Raw genomic sequence first — 22,585 nt, 5'->3', positions numbered from 1 at the left:
AAAATGGCAAAAATATTTATATCCACTGTACCGTTTTGTGAAATAAATAAAAAACCTTTGATGCTTTTAAAAAAAAATGGTTTTGAAATTATTAAAAATCCGTTGGGAAGGAAATTACATCCCAAAGAAGTTGCAGAGTATGCTAAAAGTGTTGATGGTATTATTGCAGGTACAGAAAGCCTAATAGGTTTAATAGAAGCAAATTCAAATTTGAAAATAATATCACGAGTAGGTATTGGACTTGATTCAGTACCTCTAATAAAGTGCAAACAACTCGGTATCACTGTAACATACACTCCTGACGCTGTTACAATGGCTGTAGCTGAAATGGTAATAGGGGTCATGATCAGTGTCTACAGGCATATATATATAGCAGATCGAGAAATCAGAAATCAGCAGTGGAATCGATTAATGGGTAAACGTATCGGGAAATCAATTATTGGGTTAATCGGGTTTGGCAGAATAGGATATAACGTTGCAAGATTATTGACTCCGTTTCATCCTAACAAAGTATTAATAAATGATATTACAGATAAAAAAGACTCAATTTGTGATTTAATGGAACAAGGCCTGAATATTGAACAAGTTTCAAAAGAAGAAATTTATAAAAATTCTGATATTATATCACTCCATGTTCCTTTTTCTCCACAAACTAACAATCTAATTAACAGAAACACATTATCAAAGTTTAAAAAAGATAGTTTTATACTTAATTATGCGCGTGGTGGTATCATTAATGAACATGATTTATATTTAGCCATAGAAAAAGGAAGTATCGCTGGAGCAGCTGTTGACACCTTTATTGATGAGCCGTATTCAGGTGAACTGATTGAACTTGACAATGTTTTATTGACTCAGCACATGGGTTCATGTTCATATGATTGCCGATATGATATGGAGTTGCAAGCGACAGAAGATCTTATCCGGTTTTTTAAAGGGGAGCAATTACAAAATGAAGTTCCCCCGGAAGAATATGAATATCAGCAGTAGTGTGGTTTATGAGGGCCTTAGAATGGATATTGGAGGGTATCAAGTGATTTTTTGGGATTTTGATGGCGTTATCAAAGACTCCGTAAATGCAAAAACGAAAGGCTATATTCAATTATTCGATTCATATGGAACCCATATCAAAAATAAAATTTTTCAACATCATATTGAGCATGGTGGAGTATCTCGTTTTGAAAAAATTCCGTTGTATTATAAAAAATATCTTAAAACAGAATTATCAGCTGAACAAATACAGGAACTCTGTCTCAAATATGGTGAATTTACAAAATATGCTGTTTTGAAATCCGAGTGGGTGCCTGGTGTCAGAAAATATCTTGAATTAAATTGTACTCGCCAGACTTTTTTTGTTGTAACCGGTACTCCACAAGAAGATATTAACTGGATTATTAATAAATTAGATATACAGTCTATGTTTTTTGGAGTTTATGGTGCTCCAAAAACAAAAATAGAAATTCTTTCCAATTTAATAGAAAAATATGATTTAAAGCCGGAAAGTTGCCTTATGGTTGGAGATGCATTAACAGACTACAATGCTGCAAAAAAAACAAAAATCAATTTTTTATTAAGAAAGACACCGGAAAATGAAGTTTTGTTTAAGAATATCTCATGCAATTCAATTGATGATTTTATGAAATTAATATGAATAAAGTTAAATACAAATTAAATAACGGTTTATATTCAATCGGAACATGGCTTCAATTGTCGAATGTTTCTGTTGCTGAAATTATAGGAAATGCAGGATACGACTGGGTTGCTATGGATTTGGAGCATGGTTTTTTCTCACCTGATATGATAGGTTTGATTTGTCTTGCTCTGGAAAAGGGCGGTACAATACCTTTTGCCAGGGTCGCACAGGTAAATCCAAAAGATATTAAGCAGGCCCTTGATGCCGGGGTCAAAGGTCTTGTTTTACCTATGATCAAGACTGCAAAAGATTTGCAAAATGGAATCTCATGGGCTAAATACCCCCCCTACGGATCTCGCGGTGTCGGATATTCCAGAGCTAATCTTTTCGGCCGGAAATTTGATAAAACCGTACCTGAGAGTTCAAAGGATTTGACAATAATTGCTCAGATAGAACATATTACAGCAGTTCAAAATCTGGATGAAATTTTAGAGGTGAAAGGCCTTGATGGAATTATGGTTGGACCGTATGATTTGTCGGCATCAATGGGTATTACAGCAGAATTTGATAATCCTGATTTTATATCGGTAATGGATAAAATTAAAATAAAAGCTGAAAATTCAGGGGTTCCTATGGGTTCACATATAGTTCAACCTGATCCTGAAGTACTCTGTAAAAAAATTCAGGAAGGGTATAAATTTATTGCATACGGAATTGATGCTGTTTTCCTCTATAACGCGGTGGAATGCCCGGTTGTGACAGGGTGATAAATTGATGATGAAAAAAATTATAGTTTTCGGAGGTTCGGGTTTTCTGGGATCCCATGTTTGTGATAAACTTTCTGATTCCGGCTATGATGTCGTTATTTTTGATATCCGTAAATCACCATATCTACGAACTGATCAAACAATGATGATTGGAGATATCTTAAATGAAGAAGCAGTAAGGAATGCAGTTTCAGGCTCTCAGTATGTTTTTAATTTTGCAGGAATTGCAGATATTGATGAAGCAAAGGATCTACCAATAGAGACCATACAGTATAATGTACTTGGAAACACGATCATTCTGAACGCTTGCAGAAAAGAAAAAATAAACCGCTTTATTTTTGCAAGTTCTGTTTATGTCTACAGTAAATCCGGGGGGTTCTACAGGGTAAGCAAGCAGGCCTGTGAGAACTATATTGAAGCATACCATGAAATGTATGGCTTAAAGTATACTATTCTGCGTTTCGGGACGCTTTACGGCCCCCGTTCCGATAAGCGCAATGCTGTTTACAGATTTGTCTTGCAAGCCTTGACAAACGGTAGTATCAGTTATGAAGGCAACAGGGAAGACCAGCGTGAGTACATCCACACAGAGGATGCTGCCAAGGCGTGCGTTGATATTTTAAAGCCGGAATTTGAAAATCAACACATAGTACTTACCGGTTCACAGGTTTTTAAAGTCCGGGAGTTGCTTGGTATGATAAAGGAAATCATTCCAGACGAAATAACAATTAATTATAAATCAAATAATAAAAAAACAGCTCATTATGTACTAACCCCACATAATTACAGTCCCAAACTCGGGAAAAAATTTATTCCTTCGCTTCAGGTGGATCTGGGCCAGGGACTGCTTCATCAGGTTGAAACTATATACCGGGAATTACATCCGGAAATTAATAAAATTTAAAGTTTATAAAACCATTACGGCCCGCTTATATGTCCACAGCTATATATTTGTCTTATCCGGTTTCTCAAAAAACGCCATTATATGGAAATGCTACTGGCATTGAAATAAAACCAGATCAGCATCAATCCAAAGGTGATGGCTGCAATACAATGGTCTGGAATTTTTCCAATCATACAGGGACCCATGTGGATGTTCCCAGGCACTTTTCTTTAAGTGGCAGAACTGTTACTGATTATCCTCCCGAGTTCTGGATTTTTAACCGGATAGAGGTTGTCGATATTTCAAATTCTGTTCATGACTGCCAGATAATAGAACCCGGGATAATTCCCGATTTTTATACCAGTGAACCAGAACTTGTTCTTTTTCAAACTGGTTATGGCAAATTCAGAGGAACTGACAGGTATACCCTAACCCCGCCGGGATTTTCTGAAAATGTTTATTGCTGGTTAAAAAACAAATATCCGTCAGTGCGTTGTATCGGCATGGATATTATTTCAATATCAAGTTTCTGTAATCGGGATGAGGGAAGAAAGGCACACAAAGCTTTTTTAGCCCCGGAACAAGGGGCGCCTGTATTATTAATTGAAGATATGAGGTTGAATTTTAAAGGTGGACTGAAACAGGTTATAGTGGCACCCGTCATTGTGGAACATGCTGATGGTTCCCCATGCACTGTTTTTGGTATTGTTTCAGACTGATAAATGAACAATTATGAATAAGCAAAATAACAAAGACACGAATATCACTATATATTCTTCTGAGCCGTTGTTAAGACATCCGAAAAAATTATTTTTGGGAATGTACCGGGATTTGTTGATATCTAAAGAACTTGCATGGAGACTGTTTATCAGAAACATAAGTGCCATGTACAGACAAACATTTTTAGGATATATCTGGGCCTTTTTGCCGCCGATTGTTACAACACTCGTATTTACGTTTTTAAATTCACAAAAAATATTCCATGTAGGTGAAACTAACATACCTTATCCAGCATACATATTGCTTGGAACTTTGTTGTGGCAGGTTTTTGTGGATGCCATGAATAGCCCGTTAAGAAGTTTTAACCAATCCAGATCTATGCTGGCAAAAGCAAATTTTCCAAGAGAGTCGTTACTTCTTGCTGGGCTGGCCGAGGTAATTTTTAATTTTTTTATCAGGCTGGTGTTATTGTTTTTTGTCATCATATATTATGATATCAAAATATCAATGTTGATCTTATATGCGCCTCTTGGAATTATTTCATTACTTTGTCTTGGTATGGTATTTGGTCTGCTTTTGCTTCCAGTCGGAGCATTATACAGAGATATCGAAAAAGGGTTGTACATTATTACTTCGGCATGGTTTTTTGTAACCCCGGTGGTATACCCTGCGCCGACTAAATGGCCTGCATCAATTATTTGTGATTTTAATCCCGTAACCCCTCTGTTGGATTTTGCAAGAAATGCTTTTACCGGAATTAAGTCATTTGAAACTGAAAAAATTATATTAATTAACTTTATCATGATAATATTTTTGCTCTTAAGTTGGATACTTTACAGGATCGCCATGCCCCATATCATTGAAAGAATGAGTGCATAAATTTAGAAAATAAAAAAATGAATAAAAGTCCCTTAATAAGTGTTAATAATATTTCTAAAAAATATTGTAAGGATTTAAAAAGATCTCTTTGGTATGGAATAAATGATATTGCCAAAGAGATTGTTGGATACAAGAAAACGGAAAATAAACTTAGGGCAGGGGAGTTTTGGTCGTTACGTGATATTTCTTTTGAATTATCACGGGGAGAATGTATAGGTCTCATTGGTAGGAATGGTGCCGGTAAAAGCACTTTATTAAAAATATTAAATGGGCTTATCAAACCGGATAGCGGTTACATACAAATTAAAGGCAGGGTAGGTGCTCTTATCGAACTTGGAGCCGGCTTTAACCCTCTTCTGACCGGAAGAGAAAATATTTATATAAACGGTTCTGTTTTAGGATTTAAACAAAAAGAAATTGAAAGAAAATTAGATGAAATTATTGAATTTGCCGAATTAAATGATTTTATTGATTCTCCTGTACAAAATTATAGTTCGGGAATGAAAGTTCGCTTAGGGTTTGCAATAGCATCACAAATGAATCCTGATATCATGCTCATCGACGAAGTCCTCGCTGTTGGGGATTTCCAATTCAGACAAAAATGCGCCCAAAAAATAAATGAAATCAAAAAACAATCATCCATCATTTTAGTTTCTCATAATATGAGAGATTTAATGATGTTATGTGATAATTCAATTGTTATTGAAAGTGGACATGTTGTATTTGCCGGAGAAACAAAACATGCTGTTTCATATTACCATAACAGTCCAACCTCACTCAAAAACATTGGTGAACAACCACCTGTAAATATTTTTGGTAAGCTAATTAATAAAAATGAAAAAATAATTGATATTCAACATTATTGGTGTGATAAGGCAAATCAACAAGTAGAGTTTATTGATCATAATACTATTTTATATCTGAATTTTTCATTTAAATTATTAAAACCCGTTAACAATCTTATTATTGGTGTTCCTATTTGGGATGAAAATGCCAATCTCATAACCGCTTTTAACACAGACAATATCGTTGGAACTATATCAATCCCGAAAGACGGTATTTTAAAAGGAAGATTAAGAATTCCTGATATGATGTTCAATCCGGGAAGGTTTAAATCTATTTTTGTTGTTATGGATAATAAAGAATATCTGTATAGAAATTTCATTCACGACTTTACAGTGAAAAATATACCATTCAGCTTTGGGTTTGTCACACCAAAGCATGATTGGATTTTTGAATAATTCATCAATAAAATGATTAGTCCATGATAATAATATATGACTTTTTAAATTACATGTTCTTTTTAATTGTAAGATTTAAACTTATTGAAGATATTTAGCAGGACTTTTTATCAATAATCAAATATGAAAATATCTGGAAAAAACTATAAAATTAACATTCTGATCCTGTTCATGCCGTCTGAAATTGAACCGACCTTGACGACTATAGAATCTTTATTTAATAATAATGTCGAAAATACAACAATCAGTATCCTTCAAAATGGCGGCACAAGTCTGCAATTAAAAGAAAAATTTTCCAAAATTAAGAATCTCAAATATTATGAATCAAAAGATAATTTAGGCGTCGCAGGTGGTCGGAATTTTTTGCTTAAAACTGATGAGTGTAATGCTTCTGATGTCATATTATTTTTAGATAATGACGTTATTACCCCTGTCGATTATGTTGAAAGACTAACAACGTTTTTAATTCATCAAAAAGATGCTGGTGTTGTTGGTGCAATGACTGCGGATATCAATTATTCAACCTATGGAATAATAAAATCTTTCAATGAAAAAGGTGTTTGGGGTGGGTTGACAAGCCATATTACAAGCAATGAAATTAAAAAGGAATTAATCGGTATGAATTTTTCAATGCGAATGTTTCATATGGGTACTCGCCATAATTATTATTATACATATTTTTCATTCAAGTTGATTTATTTTGAATTATTCAACAGACTGCTTTGTTTTTTAAGATATCCTCTGGACGTACATCCAGAATTGAAAAAGAATTTATACTATGAAAAGTTAGTTGCAGAAGGTATAGATAAATATGATGTTTCAAATGTTCCGGGATGCTGTCAAGCCTTTAAAAAAAGCCTTATTGATGAAATTGGATATTTGGATGAATGTTTTAATCCTTATGGATATGAAGATGTGGATTTTTGTATTCGAGCTGTTAAAAATGGATATACCAATTATATTGATACGAACACTTGGTTATTACATGGAACAGATAGTAGGCACGGCAAAAGAGATGTATATATTCAAGAACAAAACAGGTTCAAATGCATGACAATTTTAAGCTATAATGCATTTAAAAGTATCAGAAAGTGTAAAGTAATAATAGTCAAATTGATTATATTAAATTTTATTAATAAATTGATGCCGTTTTCAAACGTCAATAGTATCCGATGGATAAAATCTGCAATGAATGGTTTTAAGATTGGTTTGAAAATTATAAAGGAAAAAAAACATAATGATTGATAAACGGAACTTTAAACTGGATGTTTTATTACCAATGAAAGCCCATTCAGAGCGGGTTCCAAATAAGAACTTTAAAATTTTTATAGATCGACCATTATATCATTGGGTTACATCAACACTTGAGAAGTCTGATTATATTAAAACTATTTGGATCAATACGGATAGTGATTTTATCGCTAAAGACGCTGTGAAAAATTTTAAAAAAGTAAAAATTATCAATAGACCGGAACATTTAAGGGGTGATTTTGTTTCAATGAACAAAATTATTGATCATGATATTAATATGATCAAGTCCGAACACTTTATTCAAACCCACAGCACAAACCCACTCCTCAAAAGGGAAACCTTAGAGAAATCAATCAATCATTATTTTGAAAACCTTTCCTTATATGACAGTTTGTTTTCTGTGACAAAGATTCAAAGCCGATTTTATACTGAATCAATGGTACCATTTAACCATGATCCAAATGAATTGAAAAGAACACAGGATTTGCAACCGTTATATGAAGAAAATTCTAATATTTATATATTTTCCAAACAATCCTTTAATGATGCAGGTAAGAAAAGAGTCGGAATAAAACCTAATATGTTTATCATTGACAAACTTGAGTCTATTGATATTGATAATGAAAATGATTGGAAAATCGCTGAACTGATTGCAAAATATAATATTGGTAATCTTCAATGAAAAACAGAATTGTACGGTTTTATTACAGAACTAAAGGCAGGCTACTTGGAATTATTCAAGAGAAGTACGGCAGACCTCTATTTAAAAATGAAAAAACATTTATCTCTTTAAAAAACAAATATAAAAATCAGCGTGTTTTTGTTATCGGCAATGGTCCGAGTCTCAATGAAATGAATTTAAAACATCTTAAAAATGAGATTACCATTGGATGTAATGGACTTTTTTTAAAATTTGATGAAATGGGATTTGCTCCGGCATTTTATACAGTGGAGGATAATCTTGTTGCTGAGGACAGAAGGAATATTATTAATAATCTTCAAAACACTATAAAAATATTGCCTTATGATCTGCGATATTGCTTAAAACCTGATAAAAATACAATTTTCATAAATTTTATAAGAAATTATCCAGGGTTCCCTGATTTTTCTTTTGATTGTGAAAATATGGTTTACTGGGGAGGTACGGTTACTTATTTGAACATCCAGCTTGCGTGTTACTTGGGGGCAAAAGAAATTTATCTCATTGGAATTGATCATGACTATACTATTCCTGAAAAAGATATCTGTGTTGATGGTGCTGTTATTGAATCAAAGTCTTATGATCAAAATCACTTTCATCCGGATTACTTTGGCCCGGGATTCAGGTATCATGACCCAAGAGTTGACAGAATGGAAATGGCATATAAAAAAGCAAAAACTGCATTAAAGAAACACAATATCAAAATTTTTAATGCAGGTGTCGGTGGTAAATTAAGAATTTTCGATAGAATTGACTATGATAGTCTGTTTTAGTTAAAGTGTGAAAATATGAAAATAAAGAAAAATATTGTAAATTTTAAGAAAAATATTGTTTCGAAATTTGATAATAAAATAAAATATAGCGAACTTTCTGCTAATTTAAAAAGCGGCCATAGCATAATTGGCAGATATCCACTTAATGTTCAGATACAAACTACATCTTCATGCAATGCAAAATGCTATTTTTGCCCTTATCTGGAATCATGGCATAAACTCAATCCAGGTGGTATGGATGATGACACCTATGAATCAATTGTGAATCAATTATCTGAGTATACAATTGGCAAATTTTGCCCTTATCTTGAAAATGAGCCGTTTGCCGATAAAAAAATTTTTGATCGAATTGAATACGGAGTGTCAAGGCTAAATTGCAGACAATTGGAAGTCGCAACAAATGCCTCTTTTTTAAATAGTTCAAAAATTGATAATATTATTAAACTATTTAATCCAATTAATCATGAAATATGGATTAGCTTTCATGGTATAAATAAGGAATCTTATAATGCCATAATGGGTTTGGATTTTGATAAAACAAAAAACAATGTTTTGGAACTCATTGAAAAATCACAAGATTCAAATATAAATATAATTATCAGAGGTTCTGGGCAATCAAGAAAAAAGCGCAATGAAATGCCGGAATGGTTTGATGAAAAGGAATTTGATTCTTTTTGGGAAAATGAATTTGCTAAAAACGGGTTTAAAAAAAAGCCAAGACTTAACTATTTTACCTATCATGATCGGGCTGGTCAGATAAAAAGAAATGAAATCAATTTTTCATCGATTTATCGAAATAATCTTGAAAATTTTTATTGTTGCCGATTTGACCAATGGGCTCATTTTCTTTATACGGGCGAACTTATTTTATGTTGTATGGATTACCATAAAAAAACCGTATTTGGAAATATTAATGATAATAACCTAAATCAAATATTTAATTCACCTGGATATATTCGATTGATTAAGAGTGGTATTGGAGTAGAACCTTCGAAACCTGACTTTATTTGTAAAAAATGTATTTCACCTGGTGGATAAAAGACGAATTAAAGTTTCTAATCGAGGAAGCCCCCTTGCATAACAAAGTTTCTATTATCATACCGACTTACAATTACGGCGATTTTCTTTCTGCTTCAATTGATAGCGTATTAAAGCAAACCTATCAAAACATGGAAATAATCGTTATTGATGATGGATCAACAGATAACACAAGACAGATAGTAGATTCTTATAAAGATCAAATTAAATACATATATCAAGAAAACTCTGGGCTTTCTACGGCACGCAATACCGGTATAAAACACGCAACTGGTGAGTATATGTTGTTTCTAGATGCTGACGATTTGTTGGGTGTAAATTTGATTCAGAGTCAGGTTGAGTATTTAACCAATAATCCCGAAATCAATATATCTGTTTGTCGAAACAGGCTATTTCATAAAACAGATGCCAGTGACTCTCCAAAATCATTTGGATCGTGGAGATTATTCAAGCGTAACCTTGATATTCATCTTTGTCATTTAAATATCGCACCTCCTCATGCTTTTTTTTTCAAAAGTAAAATTATAAAAAATTCAAAAGGGTTTGATACAACTTTAACGGCCTGCGAAGACTATGATTTATGGATCCGCTTATCAATAGAAGGACATATCCCGTATTATAATCCAAAAGGTATGGTATATTATAGACGTCATCCCAAAAGCATGTCATCAAATCTGAAGAACCAATACCACCATGATGTTATTCTTCATGAAAGGGTGATGGATCTTCTGAAAAAAAATTCTAAATTTCCTTTAGGGAAACGGTTTGAAGGGCTTTTGGCTTTTTCTTCAGGTGTGGTACGAACAGCGTTTTTATTAAACAAACTTAACCTACCCAATGATTTTAAGCTAATGAAATTAGCCTATATGAGTATAAATGAGGCCATAAAAAAATTTCAAAAAATCATACCGGATGTATTATTTTTATTATTTTATTTCCGTATCAAATCTTTTTTAGTTCATCCTGATTTTAAAAATGTTAAATATTCAAAAGAAATATCACATAATCTTGATGAATTGATTAAAGGAACTTGTGACTCAGCATTAAACCGGAAATGTTTAATAAAATCTATAATCGGGTTACTAACAAAACCAAACATTGATGTTTGGGAAAAAAGAGAATTATTCATCTATATTTTTCATTATTTGAAAAATATTTGTGTCTCTCTGATCAAATACAATAAATCAAATAAAACAATATGATAAAACAAATTGCGGTTGTAATTGTAAATTGGAATAAAAAAAAGGATGTTCTTACACTACTATCAGAGTTGAATAACATCTCAGATCCTCTGTTCGATGTTTACGTAGTGGACAATGCATCTACTGATGATTCTGTTGAGGCAATAAAAAAAAATTTTCCTGCTATTTTTCTCATCCTAAATCCGTCAAACTTAGGTGGAACAGGCGGCTTTAATTCAGGCATGCATGAAGTCATGAAGCAACAGAAATATGATTATATATGGCTGCTGGATAATGATGCTATTGTTGAGTCAGAAACCCTGAAAGGCTTGATTCATGTTATGGAATCAAATAATGACATAGGCGTGGTCGGTTCTTTGATTTGCCATCCGGATAAGCCCGATATTGTTATTGAACAAGGCGGTTGGGTGGATTGGAACCAGGGTTTGTGGAAGGCCTGGTATTTGAACAAAAAACGTTCCCAACTTACAGAAGATATAAAAGATGTTGATTATGTTGCAGCTTGCTCAATGTTGATACGCATAGATGTTTTACAACAGATTGGATTTTTTGATAGTAGGATGTTTATTCACTGGGATGATGTTGAATTTTGTCTTAGAGTTAAAAAAAAAGGTTATCGTGTTGTTTCAACCAAAGAATCAGTTGTTTATCACTATGCTGAAAAACAGAGCCCGACAATATATATATATTATAATTTTCGAAATGCATTGTTAACAATGAGTCGCCATCTTCATGGATTGAAAAAAATATTGATATTATATATGCAGGCAAAAAAAATTTTTAAGGGGAAAATTTTAGCACAATTATTAAATGATAGAAAAGCGTATCAGATATTTAATTACGCATTAAAAGACTTTTATTCCGGTGATTTTAAAAAGTTCCGGTATAAAACACCAGACGAATCTTTTGAAAATCGTTTTAATATGATTGACAATGCCCGTAACTATAATGAATTTTTGATTTTACCCTACGGCACAGTCTATGAAATGATTGATTGTGCCAAACATATAAAAGCGTTATCCCCTGATAATAAAGTCACAATAATGATACAAAAAGAACGAGCAAAATTAATAAATAACAATTCCTGTTTTGATCATTTCTTTTATTATAAAGGAGAACGAGAGTCGTTTATTTCCACTATTAAAACTTTGATAAGATTATTGTTTTCATCCCCAGTTGTCGGAGTTTTTGTTCAAAAAAATGTAATATTACCATTTTATCCGTTGGCACTTAAAATCAGTTTGATTTATGATCAAGACAACTCTAAGTTTTTTTATTCAAACTATAATCGAAAAGCAATATGGAAACTGCTACCCTCATTTATTCTTGGAGAACTCGCAGCCCTTTTTTCTCTCCCTCGATTATTATGGGCATCAAAGAAAATTAATTCAAAATCACCTGAACTATAAGCAGAACAGTAAACGTCTTTAAATTATCCACAGAGATCTATCGCATTTTTTACACACGCATCCATATTTAAATACTTAAACTCTCCTAATCTCCCTATGAAATCAACATTTATCAGTTTATTCGTTTCATTTTTATATTTCAAATAGTTCGCTAAAGATTTTTTGTCTAAAACAGGGTAAGAGGCTACCGGTTCATCTTTTTCGGCTTTAGCAGGTGCCGGATACTCATAACAAAGACAGGTTTTATAATGTTGTTGAAAGGTCATATGTTTGAACTCAGTAATTCTGGTATAGTCATGATCATTGGGATAGTTCACCACAGCCACAGGCAGACAGTTTTCCTGATCATAAGTTTTAAAGGAAAAGTTGATCCCCCGGTAGGGCAGGTACCCATATTTATAGTCAAAAAATTCATCAACAGGTCCGGTATAGATCATTTTATCAAATTTAACCTGGTCTTTTATATCACGATAGTCTTTCCCAGTAATTACCTGTATGTTTTCATGATCCAGCATGGCTTTGAACAATTCGGTATATCCTTTTTCAGGCATTCCCTGATACGGATCAGTGAAAAATCGTTCATCCCGGTCAAACCTGATGGGAATCCTTTCAGTGATCTCAGGTGCAAGATCTTTTGCATCAACCCCCCATTGCTTTCTGGTATAATTTTTGAAAAATTTATCATAAATCGTTTTTCCCATGCGGGAAATCACCATGTCTTCGGCATTTTTGATTTCCGGCAGATCAATTTTTTTTTGTTCAAGATATGCTAAGACGTCGTCTTTTGTAAACGACTTTTCAAAAAGCTGTTCAAACGTATTAATGTTAATGGGGAAAGAAATATATTTCCCATCCACAAAGGCTTTGACATGGTGAACATAATCCAGCCAGTCAGTAAATTGGGAAAGATAATCCCATACATCCTTATGTTGGGTATGAAAAATATGGGGACCATAAAGGTGAATCAAAATTCCGTCTTCGTTGAAACAGTCGTAACAATTTCCGCCAATGTGATGTCTCTTTTCAATAATCAACACGGTCTTGTTTTTTTCACGGGCAAGGATACTGGCCGCTGTGATCCCGGTGATTCCAGCCCCCACAATCAGAATATCTACAGTTTTCATTGATAAGCTATCTTTTTGTTTTTTTTAAAGAGTTCTTCAAGAATTGAATATTGATTGGAGGTGGTACTTATCCATGCATCAGAAACCAATCGAATAAAATGTGTATTTCCCATATTAATGCTGTTGCTCACATTTTTCATATAAACGTTCAGGAGCCATATCCACACCGTTTGGCCAAACAATTGTTCCTCTCTCAATAAACGCCTGTTTAAAAAAAACAAGGTCTTTTAGTGGGCTAAATGCAGGGCCTTTATCTAAGTAAATTGAAAAATCTATATCTCCTTATACATTGTTATCAAAAGTGATATGGAATATATAATTACCTTTGTATTCGATGTGTTTTACATCATTCATATTCCACATATTTGCCTCCCCTCTTAATCTAATGGATCAATTTTTTTTATTTCTTGATAATTCCTTCAGAACATCTACAGTTATCTATCGATAATCTACTTTTTTATGTTTTTTAAAGATTTTTCCAACAAATCCCTTTAAAAATCCAAGAGCAAACCGTGCCATAAATTTGTTTTTTAGTCCAGGCAAAAAATATAACGGAAGCCATCTGATACCATTAATGAATAAAAAACATTTAATGATCATATTGTATTTTGATCTTGCAAAGGACGCGCCAACAGCATGTCCTTTTGAAGTATCCTCATAAACCAGGGGGGGGTGATAATACTGAAGCGATGGTGTCTTTAACACGTTATAATTTTTTGCTGTAAACCGGATGGCAAACTCAACATCTTCCTGGCCGATAAAATTAGAATCAAATCCTTTGAGTTCTAAAAGGCAATTTTTTCTATAGGCCATGCAGCGATTGGTAAAAAAGAAAGGATCATGATATTCATATTGCCCTTTTATTAAAGCGTGGGAGGCAAACCCTTCCGGTATGACAGCATCAAGGGATGGATCGGCAGCAAAAAAATCAATAAGATTTTTTAAAAAATCAGTATCCATGAGTACGGTATCATCATCAAGGAATAAAATGATCTCTCCTTTAGCCTTTGATAATCCGTAATTTCTCATAAACCCCATTTTGCCCCAGCCATGATCCGGGGCAAAATAGTCAATCTTTAATCCGGGAAATTTTTGCTTTAATGAAGCTCCTTCAATGGACCCACACTTATCTTCCACTAAAACAATCTGAAATTTGTCTTTTTTGAGGGATTGGGAATTCAGGCAATGAAGGATATTGTCCATCAGGTGATACCGCTGAAAAAAAATAAAAACACAGCTTAAGCGATATTGGTTGTTTTCATGGCTTTTCAGGTCACCTTCCGGGCAGGTTTTTAATATGGATTTCAGAATTTTTTCGCGCAAAGTTGTTCCTTGAAGTTTAAGATGGTTAAACACAGTATGCCTATTCATTAAGTGTAATCAGTTTTTTTGCTTTATTTATCACATCCATAGGGGTGATTTTAAGCATACACAATTTAAAATTTCCGCACGGCGGTGTTGTTCCGAATTTTGTACAGGGGCTGCAGTCAAGGTTTTTATTAATGACAAGATGATTGTGTCCTTTGGGCGCCCACTTTGCCTCAATGCCGGGTCCAAACAGAGAAACAGTGGAAACATCACTGAGAACGCCAAGATGAAGGATACCTGAATCCGTGCTGATTAATAAGGATGATTTTTTCAGCACAAGGGTTGTTTCAAGGATTGTCAGTTGGCTGCAAAGATTTATAATATCCCGGGTTTTACAATATTTAATAATGGTCCTGCATTGATTAATTTCCTTGTGGCTGCCGAGAAGAACACATTTCCAGCCAAATTGTGTCAGTTGATCAATAACCTTTGCCCAGGATTTTTCAGGCCATAATCGTTCATCAATGGATGCCCCGGGAAACACACATATATATTTTTCAAAGCAAATGTCGGAGATAAAGTTTTTTTTTTCCTGTTTGAAATACGGAAAATCCCATGAAAAGGATTCCTTGAAATCCAATGTTTTGGCTATCAGATTCCAGAATGAGTCAGCCTCGTAAATATCATGACGGTAAGGTATTGATATTGTATACATTTTTTGTCGTCCATTGACATGGAATCCGGATTTCAAGTCTGCCTTAAGCAGTCGTGTAATAATAGCCGTTAAAAAATGAGATTGTTCCGTATCAATGATAATATCATACTGCTTTCTAAAAACTGAGATAAGATCGGTTGGATTTTTGTAAGATAAGGTATTGTTAACGAACTGCACTGCATGAAAAATTTCCTGATTTCTCGGTTCACATAAAATGTCGATGTTTGCAGGTTTTATTTTTTTTGAAACAGCTTTTAAAACAGGAATCAGAAGAATCGCATCCCCCATACCACCGGGTCTGATGATCAATATCTTATTGGGGTGAGGGCTTCTTTTCTTTTTTTTGAGCGCTCTGGGAAAAATTTTGAGCAGAACCGGACCCAGAATGCGATCAATTTGCTTGATTATTTGAATGGAATGTATCATGGCCAGTATATCACCAAAGTTAAAACGAATAAAAATATCAGGGTTGTCAATAAAAGCTGCTTGTCGGAAAAAAGGGTTTTAATGGGGTCGCTGCCCCGGCCAAGGTCGGTCAGATAAATAAACCTGAAAATGCCGTAAGAAGCAGGCAGGACGGAATAAATCACCAGGCTTCCATGTTCAACCGCATAAAGGGAGTAGACCACTAATGTGACACTTCCGCAAGTCCAGAACATGCTGTTCAAATACGTCAAGGAATATCCGATTTGGCTTTTTCTGTGGAGAATGGCATTTTTTTCTCCCAATTCTTTTAACTCAGTCAGCCGTTTGGCAATGGAAATCATCATGGCAATGAAAAAGACGGTTAAAAAAAGCCAGTTTGAAATTTCAATATTACAAACCGCCCCTCCAGCCAGAACCCTTAAAACAAATCCAAAGGCCACAGAAAATATTTCAAGGATGACAATCTGTTTTAAATACAAACTGTAACTTGCTGTCAGGATCATGTATGCAAGAAGATAACAAATAAACTCTAAAGGAAAAGGGAATAAACGTATACAAATTATGATGATAAGCAGAATGCAGCCGGATAAAAAAAACGCTTTAAGACCGGTTATGGTGCCTCTGCAAAAGGGGCGGTGTCTCTTGATGGGATGGAATCTGTCATTCTCTTTGTCAATCCAGTCGTTCACGATGTATCCAAGACCGGATGTCAGGCAGAAAACAAAAACACCTATACCCGTGATATATAATAACGATCTGTTGACAAAATTTCCGGAAAAAAACAGGGGGGAAAACAATAGCAGGTTTTTAATCCATTGATAAGGACGTAGAAGAACACTATAATTTTTCAAATCAGATTGAAAGGTTGATGTGTTATAAGTCATAAATGGTTCTAAAATTTTCAAAATTATGGCTCTGATATCAATTGACAAGACCACAGAGTCTTATCATTATATTTCAGATATTGAAAAGTGTTTTTCGAAAATTTTACAATATAGCGGATTATCTGAATATTAAAAGGTCAATAATGATTCATAATGACAAAATTTGGAAAAAAAAATCAAAAATTGTTATTTGCTTGCATTTGTTCCGGTTATGAACGATGTTTTTTTTTCTTCTAAATATAAATGATGTTTTAAAATTAGTAGGTTATGCGATGTGTATTTTTTTTAAAGTTCATGGCACTCTTTTTGTAAGAGTCAAAGTTACAAAAGAATTTTGCAGGATAAGTCAAAAGTGTTTTTTATTAACATAAATAATGGAGGTGACAAATGTTTAATTGGCTAAAACAAAGAAGAAACCAGAAGGGGTTTACCCTGATTGAGCTCATGATCGTTATTGCAATTATAGGTATCCTTGCAGCGATTGCTGTACCTCAATTCTCAAAGTATCGGGCAAGATCGTTCAATACTCAAGCCATTGCTGATGCCCGGATCATTAAGAATGAGACAGGCGGATACTTTGCTGAATGGAGTAAATTTCCCTAAACACAAGTCTTAATATCTGGTAAAACTTACTATTCTTATGTGTAAAAAAGATAAAGGAGTAATCCATGAAAAAAATAATTTATATAATTATGATAGTTTCGGCAGTATGTTTTTATACTACAACTACGACAATGGCAGCTACCGTTGCATCAGACAGCAGCCATCAGATAGATCTGGATAATGATGCTACTGGTACTAGTTCAATGGATCCAGTTGATCTTTCAAATAAAGCAGTTGTGAGGTATTCTTCCGACAGTGGGGCTGGTGGATATTCTTTAGGTGCTAACAATCAGTGGGCAGTGGTTTCTGCAAGCACAGGTGCAACAGCTGCTATCGCCCTTCAATTCTGTATGAGAGGCAGTCAGAACAACGAAGATAATCAAGTGTATCAGGATTTGGTTGGCGCAATTCCTAGTGTCACAAATATTGCGGATCCGGGTGCTTTGAATCCCACATCAGCTGTCGGTTGGGTTGTCAGAGGTGATTCTTAATCCCTATTATTAATAAAAAAAACAAAATTAAAGTGTAAAAACAGACAGGTATATATGGAACTTATAGAGAGCAGAACCAAGAATGGCTTGGTTTTGCTCTCTTTTATTTGTATGTTTCTATCTTGCGGAGGTCTTTTCTTTTGTGAGTATTTTATGTGATCATGTGTTTAAAAAATTTAGAATTGGTGTTAGAGGAAAAATTGTTCAAGCGGTTTCAGATGTTTCCGTTAGCGTTAATCAAGGAGATGTTTTTGGAATTATCGGGCCCAACGGGGCTGGAAAAAGCACACTTTTAAAACTGTTTATGGGGTTTATCAAACCCACATTCGGCAAAATTAGCATTCTGGGTAAGTCACCGGATAATCCTCAATGCAGGTCCAGGTTAGGTTATCTTCCCGAAAATCCTTGTTTTTATGAACATCTTTCCGCCATTGAATTGATGCGCTTTAGTGCGGAGGTTTCAGGGCTTGACCCAAAAAAAACCAATGAAGAAATTATACGCCTGCTCAAATTTATGAACATAGAACACGCCGGAAACAGGAAACTTCGTGGGTATTCAAAAGGCATGGTTCAGCGGGCAGGAATCTGTTTTGCACTGATTCATGACCCTGAACTGATTATTTTGGATGAACCCATGAGCGGCCTTGATCCAGTTGGCAGAAAACTTCTGGTTGACTTGGTGCTGGATTTAAAAGCAAGAGGTAAGACCATTCTCTTTTGCTCTCATATTTTAAATGATGTTGAACGTCTTTGTGACCGGATCGCCATCATGCATAATGGGGAATTGAAAAAAATATTAAACCGCAAGGATTTGATAGACCAGGAAAACCAGGTCTGCATTCGCCTTGAAACTTTTTCCAAAGAACTATCGGATGATATGGACATCCTTGGAGTTCGATATGCAAAAGAGGGAAATGCAACCATTATTTCATGTTCTCGGAACCAACTCAAAGATAGCGTGAATATGGCATTAAAACATGGTATTAGAGTTGAAGAGTTGAACATTTCTACGCATCCCTTAGAAAAATTATTTATGGATACCATTTCTGATGAATCGGTTTAGTAAGGTTGTTATTAAAAATAAGGGTTGAAAATTAAATGCAAAGAATCAAAGCACTGACAATATTGACGTTTAAAGAAGGAATGCGGGACAGAGCATTGCATGGTATCACTGTTATGGCTCTTTTGATGCTTATGACAGTGATCCTGCTGACCAACCTTTTCGGCCATGAACTTGGCAAGGTAATGGTTGATCTATGTCTTTCCACCATTGCGTTGGCCGGTTTGTTACTGACTTTTTTTATCAATATCAATCTGATGGCAAAAGATATTGATAAGCGTACGATTTATTCTGTATTGTCAAAACCCATTTCAAGAACCGAGTATGTTATCGGTAAATATCTGGGATTGATTTTATTGGTTTTTGTAGCGTTGTCTTTGTTGTGCTTATTCAGTGTTGCCATAATTTTGATGACTAAAAACACTGCCCCTGCAAAATATTTTCAGGATTTTTCATGGGTCTGCTATTTTCAGGCATTCAGCTATGAAATGATGATGTTTTTTCTTTTAAATGCAATTGTTATTTTTTTTTCCAGCATTACAACCAGTTCATTTCTGACACTTATTTTTTCTTTATGTGTGTATATAGCTGGACAAAGTATTGAAGAGGTAGTCATATTTTTCAAAAAAGAAGCCTTGTTGTACAAAGCGTCTTCTCCCATAAATGAGGTTGCTATTCAATTTATACAGTATATATTTCCAAATCTGTCCGCATTTGATATTAAAATTTTTTCAAGTCATGGCAAATTGATGTCCTTGGAAAATACCCTGACAATTTTTGGATATAGTATTATTTATTCAATATTGCTATTGTTTTTTGCCTCCCTGATTTTTAATAGACGTGAGTTAAAATGATAAAAAATGCAAGCATTTCTTTTTTGTTGATTGCTGTTTTTGTCCTTTTTTCAGTTAATCTTGAAAAGCAGCGTGACATATTTGTCAAATCTAATTTTGTTGAATATACAACTCCGTCAAAAATCATAGGTCCGGCATCTCTTGAATTTAAAGGACTTACCTCAGACTATCTTCTGTTTAAATTTATGACATTTGTTGGAGAAAAAGCAGCTGAACAATCTGAAATTTCTTCGAAACAATGGGACAATTTAATAAAAACTCTTGATACTATCACTGACCTTGACCCTTACTTTTGGGACGCATACCTTTTTTCAGAAATGTTTTTGGCTTGGGGAGCGGGAAAAATTTATGAGGCCAACAGGCTTCTTTTAAAAGGAACTCGATATTTGCCCAAAAAATCACGTCTGTATTATTACTTGGGATTTAATCATTTTTATTTTTTAAAGGACAATAAAAAAGGCAGCAAATACCTTATGCAGGCATCCAAACTTCCGGGTTGCTCACCTTATGTGGCAAATCTTGCAGCCCGTTTGTCGGTCTATGCATTTGAGCACCGGGATGGTATCATGTTTTTACGGGAAATGCTCAAGGATACTCGGAACAAAACCATCAGAGATCGGTTTAAAATGAGAATGATCACTCTTGAAATTATGGAAAGTCTTGAAAGTAAAATAACAGTCTATTACGAAAAATATGGCGTGTACCCCGCATCACTGGAAGACCTTGTCATAAAGGGGATTATTGATAATATTCCTAAAGACCCGTATGGGGGTAAGTTTATGATCCTCCAAAATAATCGTGTTTATACAACTAGCAATATGCTTATAAAAGAAATGAAATAACAGGATAATGACCGTTGCATGTCTTCGATGTCTTTAACAAAAAAAGCTATGCTATTATTTTAATCCTTTGTGTTTCCTTCTCTTGTTTTTATCCCCTTTTAGACGCTGGTGTTATTGATTTTGATGACACAAGTATGATTTTAAAACTTAATACCTCTGATGAAAATTTTTCAATTAAAAAATTATACTGGCCGAAAAATGCAGGTAGGTATTATAGACCTTTATTGATGCATTCTTTTGTTGTTGACAGTAAAATATGGGCTTTTGAACCTTCTGGTTATCATTTGACAAATATTATTTTTCACACCTTGAATGCGCTTATTTTTTATCTAATCGTACTGAAGTTATTCAAAAATGAGTTGAATTATAAATACATCGCTTTTTTTCTGTCTGTATTATTTGTGCTGCACCCGTTAACCATTGAGTCGGTTGCCTGGATATCAGGAAGGACCGATATTTTAAGTGTTTTTTTTTCCTTATTGGCATTTCTATTTTATCTTTTAAAAAAACACTATTCTTTTATTTTTGTACCCTTGTCTATATTTTTAGGGATGTTAGCCAAGGAGAATGCCATTTGCGCTGTGCCAATCATAGTTCTCTATGAATTTGTATCAAATTACCCATCTAAAGATTTTAAACAAACTTTGATAACTGTTTTGAAGTGGGTAACAATTTTAATTATTCCTTTGTTTATATATTCATTTCTACGGTTTAATGGTTTCGGACTGTTTGATGCCAAGATGCCAACAGCAGCGATTAAGGGGGATTTTATTGAACCTGGGCTTTCTTCTTTAAACCAAATGTTTTCCAACTTCTATTTGCTGCCTGCAGTGATTGGATTTTACATAAAGAAAATATTTATCCCACTCCCTTTGAATTTTGCCATATCCCAAATAAATGTAGTATTGTATTCTGCCTTGTCAGGTGTATTGTGTGTCTTGAACATACTACTATTGAAAAAAAAGAAATTTGCATTTCCTTTTTGGCTTTTATTTATCATCATAGCCTTTTTACCGGCTTTACCTGTTGCGCTTGCTGATATTGCCTGGACTATGTATGCTGAACGTTACCTTTATATGACTGTTCCTTTGCTTTGCCTTTTTGCAGGGGATCTGTATCTCAAAAATTTGAAAAAATTTACTTCTCACTCTAAGAGGATTAAAATTATTATTTGTCTGCTTTTTCTTGGGTTAACTATTGTAACAATTCAGAGAATTAGCATATGGAAAAGTAAGGAGAGCATTTGGGCAGATACATATAAAAAAAATTTGACCCATGGTAAAGTACTTTACAAATATGGATCTATCCTTGGTTCAGAAAAGGGGTTGCCTTTTTTTAAATTTGCTGTTGCTCATGCAAAGGACAATGAATGGAGAGATTTTTCGTTGTTAATTGTAGCCCAGGATGAAGCAAATAAGCTTAATTACAATAAGGCATACGACTTAATTCAAGAAGCGCTTAAAATTAATTCAGAAAGACAAAATTGTTATCAGGCAGCAGGGATATTAAAACAGATAATTAAAGATGAATCTCTTAGAGAAGATAAATATAATAGACTGCTGATTCAGTGTTACCAACTGGCTTATAAGAAAAAGCCAAAGCCTGTAGATCTTTCAAATATTATTCGAATTTTTGAGAGCTTGAATGATGAGAAGAATGCTGAAAAATATTCAAAAATGTTGATTGAAAAATTTCCACGATCAAGAGCTGCAAAATACATATTATCCAAATTTAACAATTAAATAGGACTGTTTTCAACTTTTTAGAATCAAATCACACAAT

At 34.0% G+C, this 22,585-nt stretch carries 23 protein-coding genes and 1 pseudogene; 18 read left to right on the top strand and 6 right to left on the bottom strand.

What is annotated here, in order from left to right:
• Nucleotides 1–3 precede the first annotated feature (3 nt).
• From TOL2_RS11585 to TOL2_RS11565, 5 genes are read left to right on the top strand one after another with little or no spacing between them, the layout of a single operon-like run.
• A complete protein-coding gene (locus tag TOL2_RS11585) occupies nucleotides 4–990 on the top strand; it encodes a phosphoglycerate dehydrogenase (RefSeq protein ID WP_014957625.1) in 987 nt (328 codons plus the stop codon).
• A complete protein-coding gene (locus tag TOL2_RS11580; protein ID WP_051012361.1) occupies nucleotides 974–1,651 on the top strand; it encodes an HAD family hydrolase in 678 nt (225 codons plus the stop codon). Before TOL2_RS11585 ends, TOL2_RS11580 begins: the two co-directional genes overlap by 17 nt.
• Nucleotides 1,648–2,400 (top strand): HpcH/HpaI aldolase family protein, encoded by a 753-nt coding sequence (locus TOL2_RS11575; RefSeq protein WP_014957623.1) that lies wholly within the window; start codon nucleotides 1,648–1,650, stop codon nucleotides 2,398–2,400. Before TOL2_RS11580 ends, TOL2_RS11575 begins: the two co-directional genes overlap by 4 nt.
• Nucleotides 2,401–2,407: 7 nt before the next feature.
• Nucleotides 2,408–3,304 carry an NAD-dependent epimerase/dehydratase family protein gene (locus tag TOL2_RS11570; RefSeq protein ID WP_014957622.1) on the top strand — a complete coding sequence of 299 codons (897 nt, stop codon included), beginning with the start codon at nucleotides 2,408–2,410 and terminating at the stop codon, nucleotides 3,302–3,304.
• 29 nt (nucleotides 3,305–3,333) lie between these two features.
• Nucleotides 3,334–4,002 (top strand): cyclase family protein, encoded by a 669-nt coding sequence (locus TOL2_RS11565; RefSeq protein ID WP_041279455.1) that lies wholly within the window; start codon nucleotides 3,334–3,336, stop codon nucleotides 4,000–4,002.
• Nucleotides 4,003–4,491: 489 nt separating this feature from the next.
• On the opposite strand, the gene TOL2_RS25510 is transcribed toward TOL2_RS11565, so the two are convergent.
• Nucleotides 4,492–4,806 carry a hypothetical protein gene (locus tag TOL2_RS25510; RefSeq protein ID WP_232508131.1) on the bottom strand — a complete coding sequence of 105 codons (315 nt, stop codon included), beginning with the start codon at nucleotides 4,804–4,806 and terminating at the stop codon, nucleotides 4,492–4,494.
• Between the two features lie 93 nt (nucleotides 4,807–4,899).
• On the opposite strand from TOL2_RS25510, the gene TOL2_RS23625 reads away from it, so the two are divergent.
• From TOL2_RS23625 to TOL2_RS23615, 7 genes are all read left to right on the top strand, one after another.
• A complete protein-coding gene (locus tag TOL2_RS23625) occupies nucleotides 4,900–6,123 on the top strand; it encodes an ABC transporter ATP-binding protein (RefSeq protein ID WP_014957619.1) in 1,224 nt (407 codons plus the stop codon).
• A 171-nt stretch (nucleotides 6,124–6,294) separates the two neighbouring features.
• Nucleotides 6,295–7,368 (top strand): glycosyltransferase family 2 protein, encoded by a 1,074-nt coding sequence (locus TOL2_RS11550; RefSeq protein WP_158406104.1) that lies wholly within the window; start codon nucleotides 6,295–6,297, stop codon nucleotides 7,366–7,368.
• A complete protein-coding gene (locus TOL2_RS11545; protein ID WP_014957617.1) occupies nucleotides 7,361–8,056 on the top strand; it encodes an acylneuraminate cytidylyltransferase family protein in 696 nt (231 codons plus the stop codon). Before TOL2_RS11550 ends, TOL2_RS11545 begins: the two co-directional genes overlap by 8 nt.
• On the top strand, nucleotides 8,053–8,847 hold the full coding sequence (locus tag TOL2_RS11540; protein WP_014957616.1) for a 6-hydroxymethylpterin diphosphokinase MptE-like protein: 795 nt from the start codon (nucleotides 8,053–8,055) through the stop codon (nucleotides 8,845–8,847). The genes TOL2_RS11545 and TOL2_RS11540 overlap by 4 nt, the downstream gene beginning before the upstream one ends.
• Nucleotides 8,848–8,862: 15 nt before the next feature.
• On the top strand, nucleotides 8,863–9,885 hold the full coding sequence (locus TOL2_RS11535) for a radical SAM/SPASM domain-containing protein (RefSeq protein WP_014957615.1): 1,023 nt from the start codon (nucleotides 8,863–8,865) through the stop codon (nucleotides 9,883–9,885).
• Nucleotides 9,886–9,920: 35 nt separating this feature from the next.
• Nucleotides 9,921–11,087 carry a glycosyltransferase gene (locus tag TOL2_RS23620; RefSeq protein ID WP_014957614.1) on the top strand — a complete coding sequence of 389 codons (1,167 nt, stop codon included), beginning with the start codon at nucleotides 9,921–9,923 and terminating at the stop codon, nucleotides 11,085–11,087.
• Nucleotides 11,084–12,496, top strand: coding sequence for a glycosyltransferase family 2 protein (locus TOL2_RS23615; RefSeq protein WP_014957613.1), 1,413 nt, complete (start codon nucleotides 11,084–11,086; stop codon nucleotides 12,494–12,496). The genes TOL2_RS23620 and TOL2_RS23615 overlap by 4 nt, the downstream gene beginning before the upstream one ends.
• 23 nt (nucleotides 12,497–12,519) lie before the next feature.
• Here TOL2_RS23615 and glf read toward each other — a convergent pair.
• The 5 genes and pseudogenes from glf to TOL2_RS11500 all read right to left on the bottom strand — a co-directional run.
• Nucleotides 12,520–13,623, bottom strand: a pseudogene (gene glf / locus TOL2_RS11520) (UDP-galactopyranose mutase); the annotation flags it as partial.
• 111 nt (nucleotides 13,624–13,734) lie between these two features.
• Nucleotides 13,735–13,884 carry a DUF2442 domain-containing protein gene (locus TOL2_RS25505; protein WP_232508157.1) on the bottom strand — a complete coding sequence of 50 codons (150 nt, stop codon included), beginning with the start codon at nucleotides 13,882–13,884 and terminating at the stop codon, nucleotides 13,735–13,737.
• A 174-nt stretch (nucleotides 13,885–14,058) separates the two neighbouring features.
• On the bottom strand, nucleotides 14,059–14,943 hold the full coding sequence (locus tag TOL2_RS11510; RefSeq protein ID WP_014957611.1) for a glycosyltransferase: 885 nt from the start codon (nucleotides 14,941–14,943) through the stop codon (nucleotides 14,059–14,061).
• 40 nt (nucleotides 14,944–14,983) lie between these two features.
• The gene (locus tag TOL2_RS11505; protein WP_014957610.1) at nucleotides 14,984–16,069 is read right to left on the bottom strand and encodes a glycosyltransferase family 9 protein; all 1,086 of its coding nucleotides are present in this window, start codon (nucleotides 16,067–16,069) and stop codon (nucleotides 14,984–14,986) included.
• Nucleotides 16,066–16,953 carry a UbiA prenyltransferase family protein gene (locus tag TOL2_RS11500; protein WP_148278103.1) on the bottom strand — a complete coding sequence of 296 codons (888 nt, stop codon included), beginning with the start codon at nucleotides 16,951–16,953 and terminating at the stop codon, nucleotides 16,066–16,068. Before TOL2_RS11500 ends, TOL2_RS11505 begins: the two co-directional genes overlap by 4 nt.
• A gap of 387 nt (nucleotides 16,954–17,340) precedes the next feature.
• Between TOL2_RS11500 and TOL2_RS25780 the strand changes: the two genes are divergently transcribed.
• The 6 genes from TOL2_RS25780 (at nucleotide 17,341) to TOL2_RS11470 (ending at nucleotide 22,545) form a co-directional block, all read left to right on the top strand.
• Nucleotides 17,341–17,556: a prepilin-type N-terminal cleavage/methylation domain-containing protein gene (locus TOL2_RS25780; RefSeq protein WP_014957608.1), complete on the top strand. Its 216-nt coding sequence runs from the start codon at nucleotides 17,341–17,343 to the stop codon at nucleotides 17,554–17,556.
• A 65-nt stretch (nucleotides 17,557–17,621) separates the two neighbouring features.
• Nucleotides 17,622–18,047 carry a hypothetical protein gene (locus TOL2_RS11490; RefSeq protein ID WP_041279452.1) on the top strand — a complete coding sequence of 142 codons (426 nt, stop codon included), beginning with the start codon at nucleotides 17,622–17,624 and terminating at the stop codon, nucleotides 18,045–18,047.
• Nucleotides 18,048–18,189: 142 nt separating this feature from the next.
• On the top strand, nucleotides 18,190–19,110 hold the full coding sequence (locus tag TOL2_RS11485; RefSeq protein ID WP_158406103.1) for an ABC transporter ATP-binding protein: 921 nt from the start codon (nucleotides 18,190–18,192) through the stop codon (nucleotides 19,108–19,110).
• 35 nt (nucleotides 19,111–19,145) lie between these two features.
• Nucleotides 19,146–19,961 (top strand): ABC transporter permease, encoded by an 816-nt coding sequence (locus TOL2_RS11480; protein ID WP_014957606.1) that lies wholly within the window; start codon nucleotides 19,146–19,148, stop codon nucleotides 19,959–19,961.
• Complete coding sequence (locus TOL2_RS11475) at nucleotides 19,958–20,803, top strand: hypothetical protein (RefSeq protein WP_014957605.1); 846 nt, start codon at nucleotides 19,958–19,960, stop codon at nucleotides 20,801–20,803. Before TOL2_RS11480 ends, TOL2_RS11475 begins: the two co-directional genes overlap by 4 nt.
• A gap of 14 nt (nucleotides 20,804–20,817) precedes the next feature.
• Nucleotides 20,818–22,545 carry a hypothetical protein gene (locus TOL2_RS11470; RefSeq protein ID WP_014957604.1) on the top strand — a complete coding sequence of 576 codons (1,728 nt, stop codon included), beginning with the start codon at nucleotides 20,818–20,820 and terminating at the stop codon, nucleotides 22,543–22,545.
• Nucleotides 22,546–22,585: the final 40 nt, after the last annotated feature.

Origin of the sequence: Desulfobacula toluolica Tol2 (genome assembly GCF_000307105.1) — a bacterium.
GTDB lineage: Bacteria > Desulfobacterota > Desulfobacteria > Desulfobacterales > Desulfobacteraceae > Desulfobacula > Desulfobacula toluolica.
Note: the sequence above shows the minus strand (reverse complement) of the source record. Positions and strands in the feature narration are given on the sequence as shown.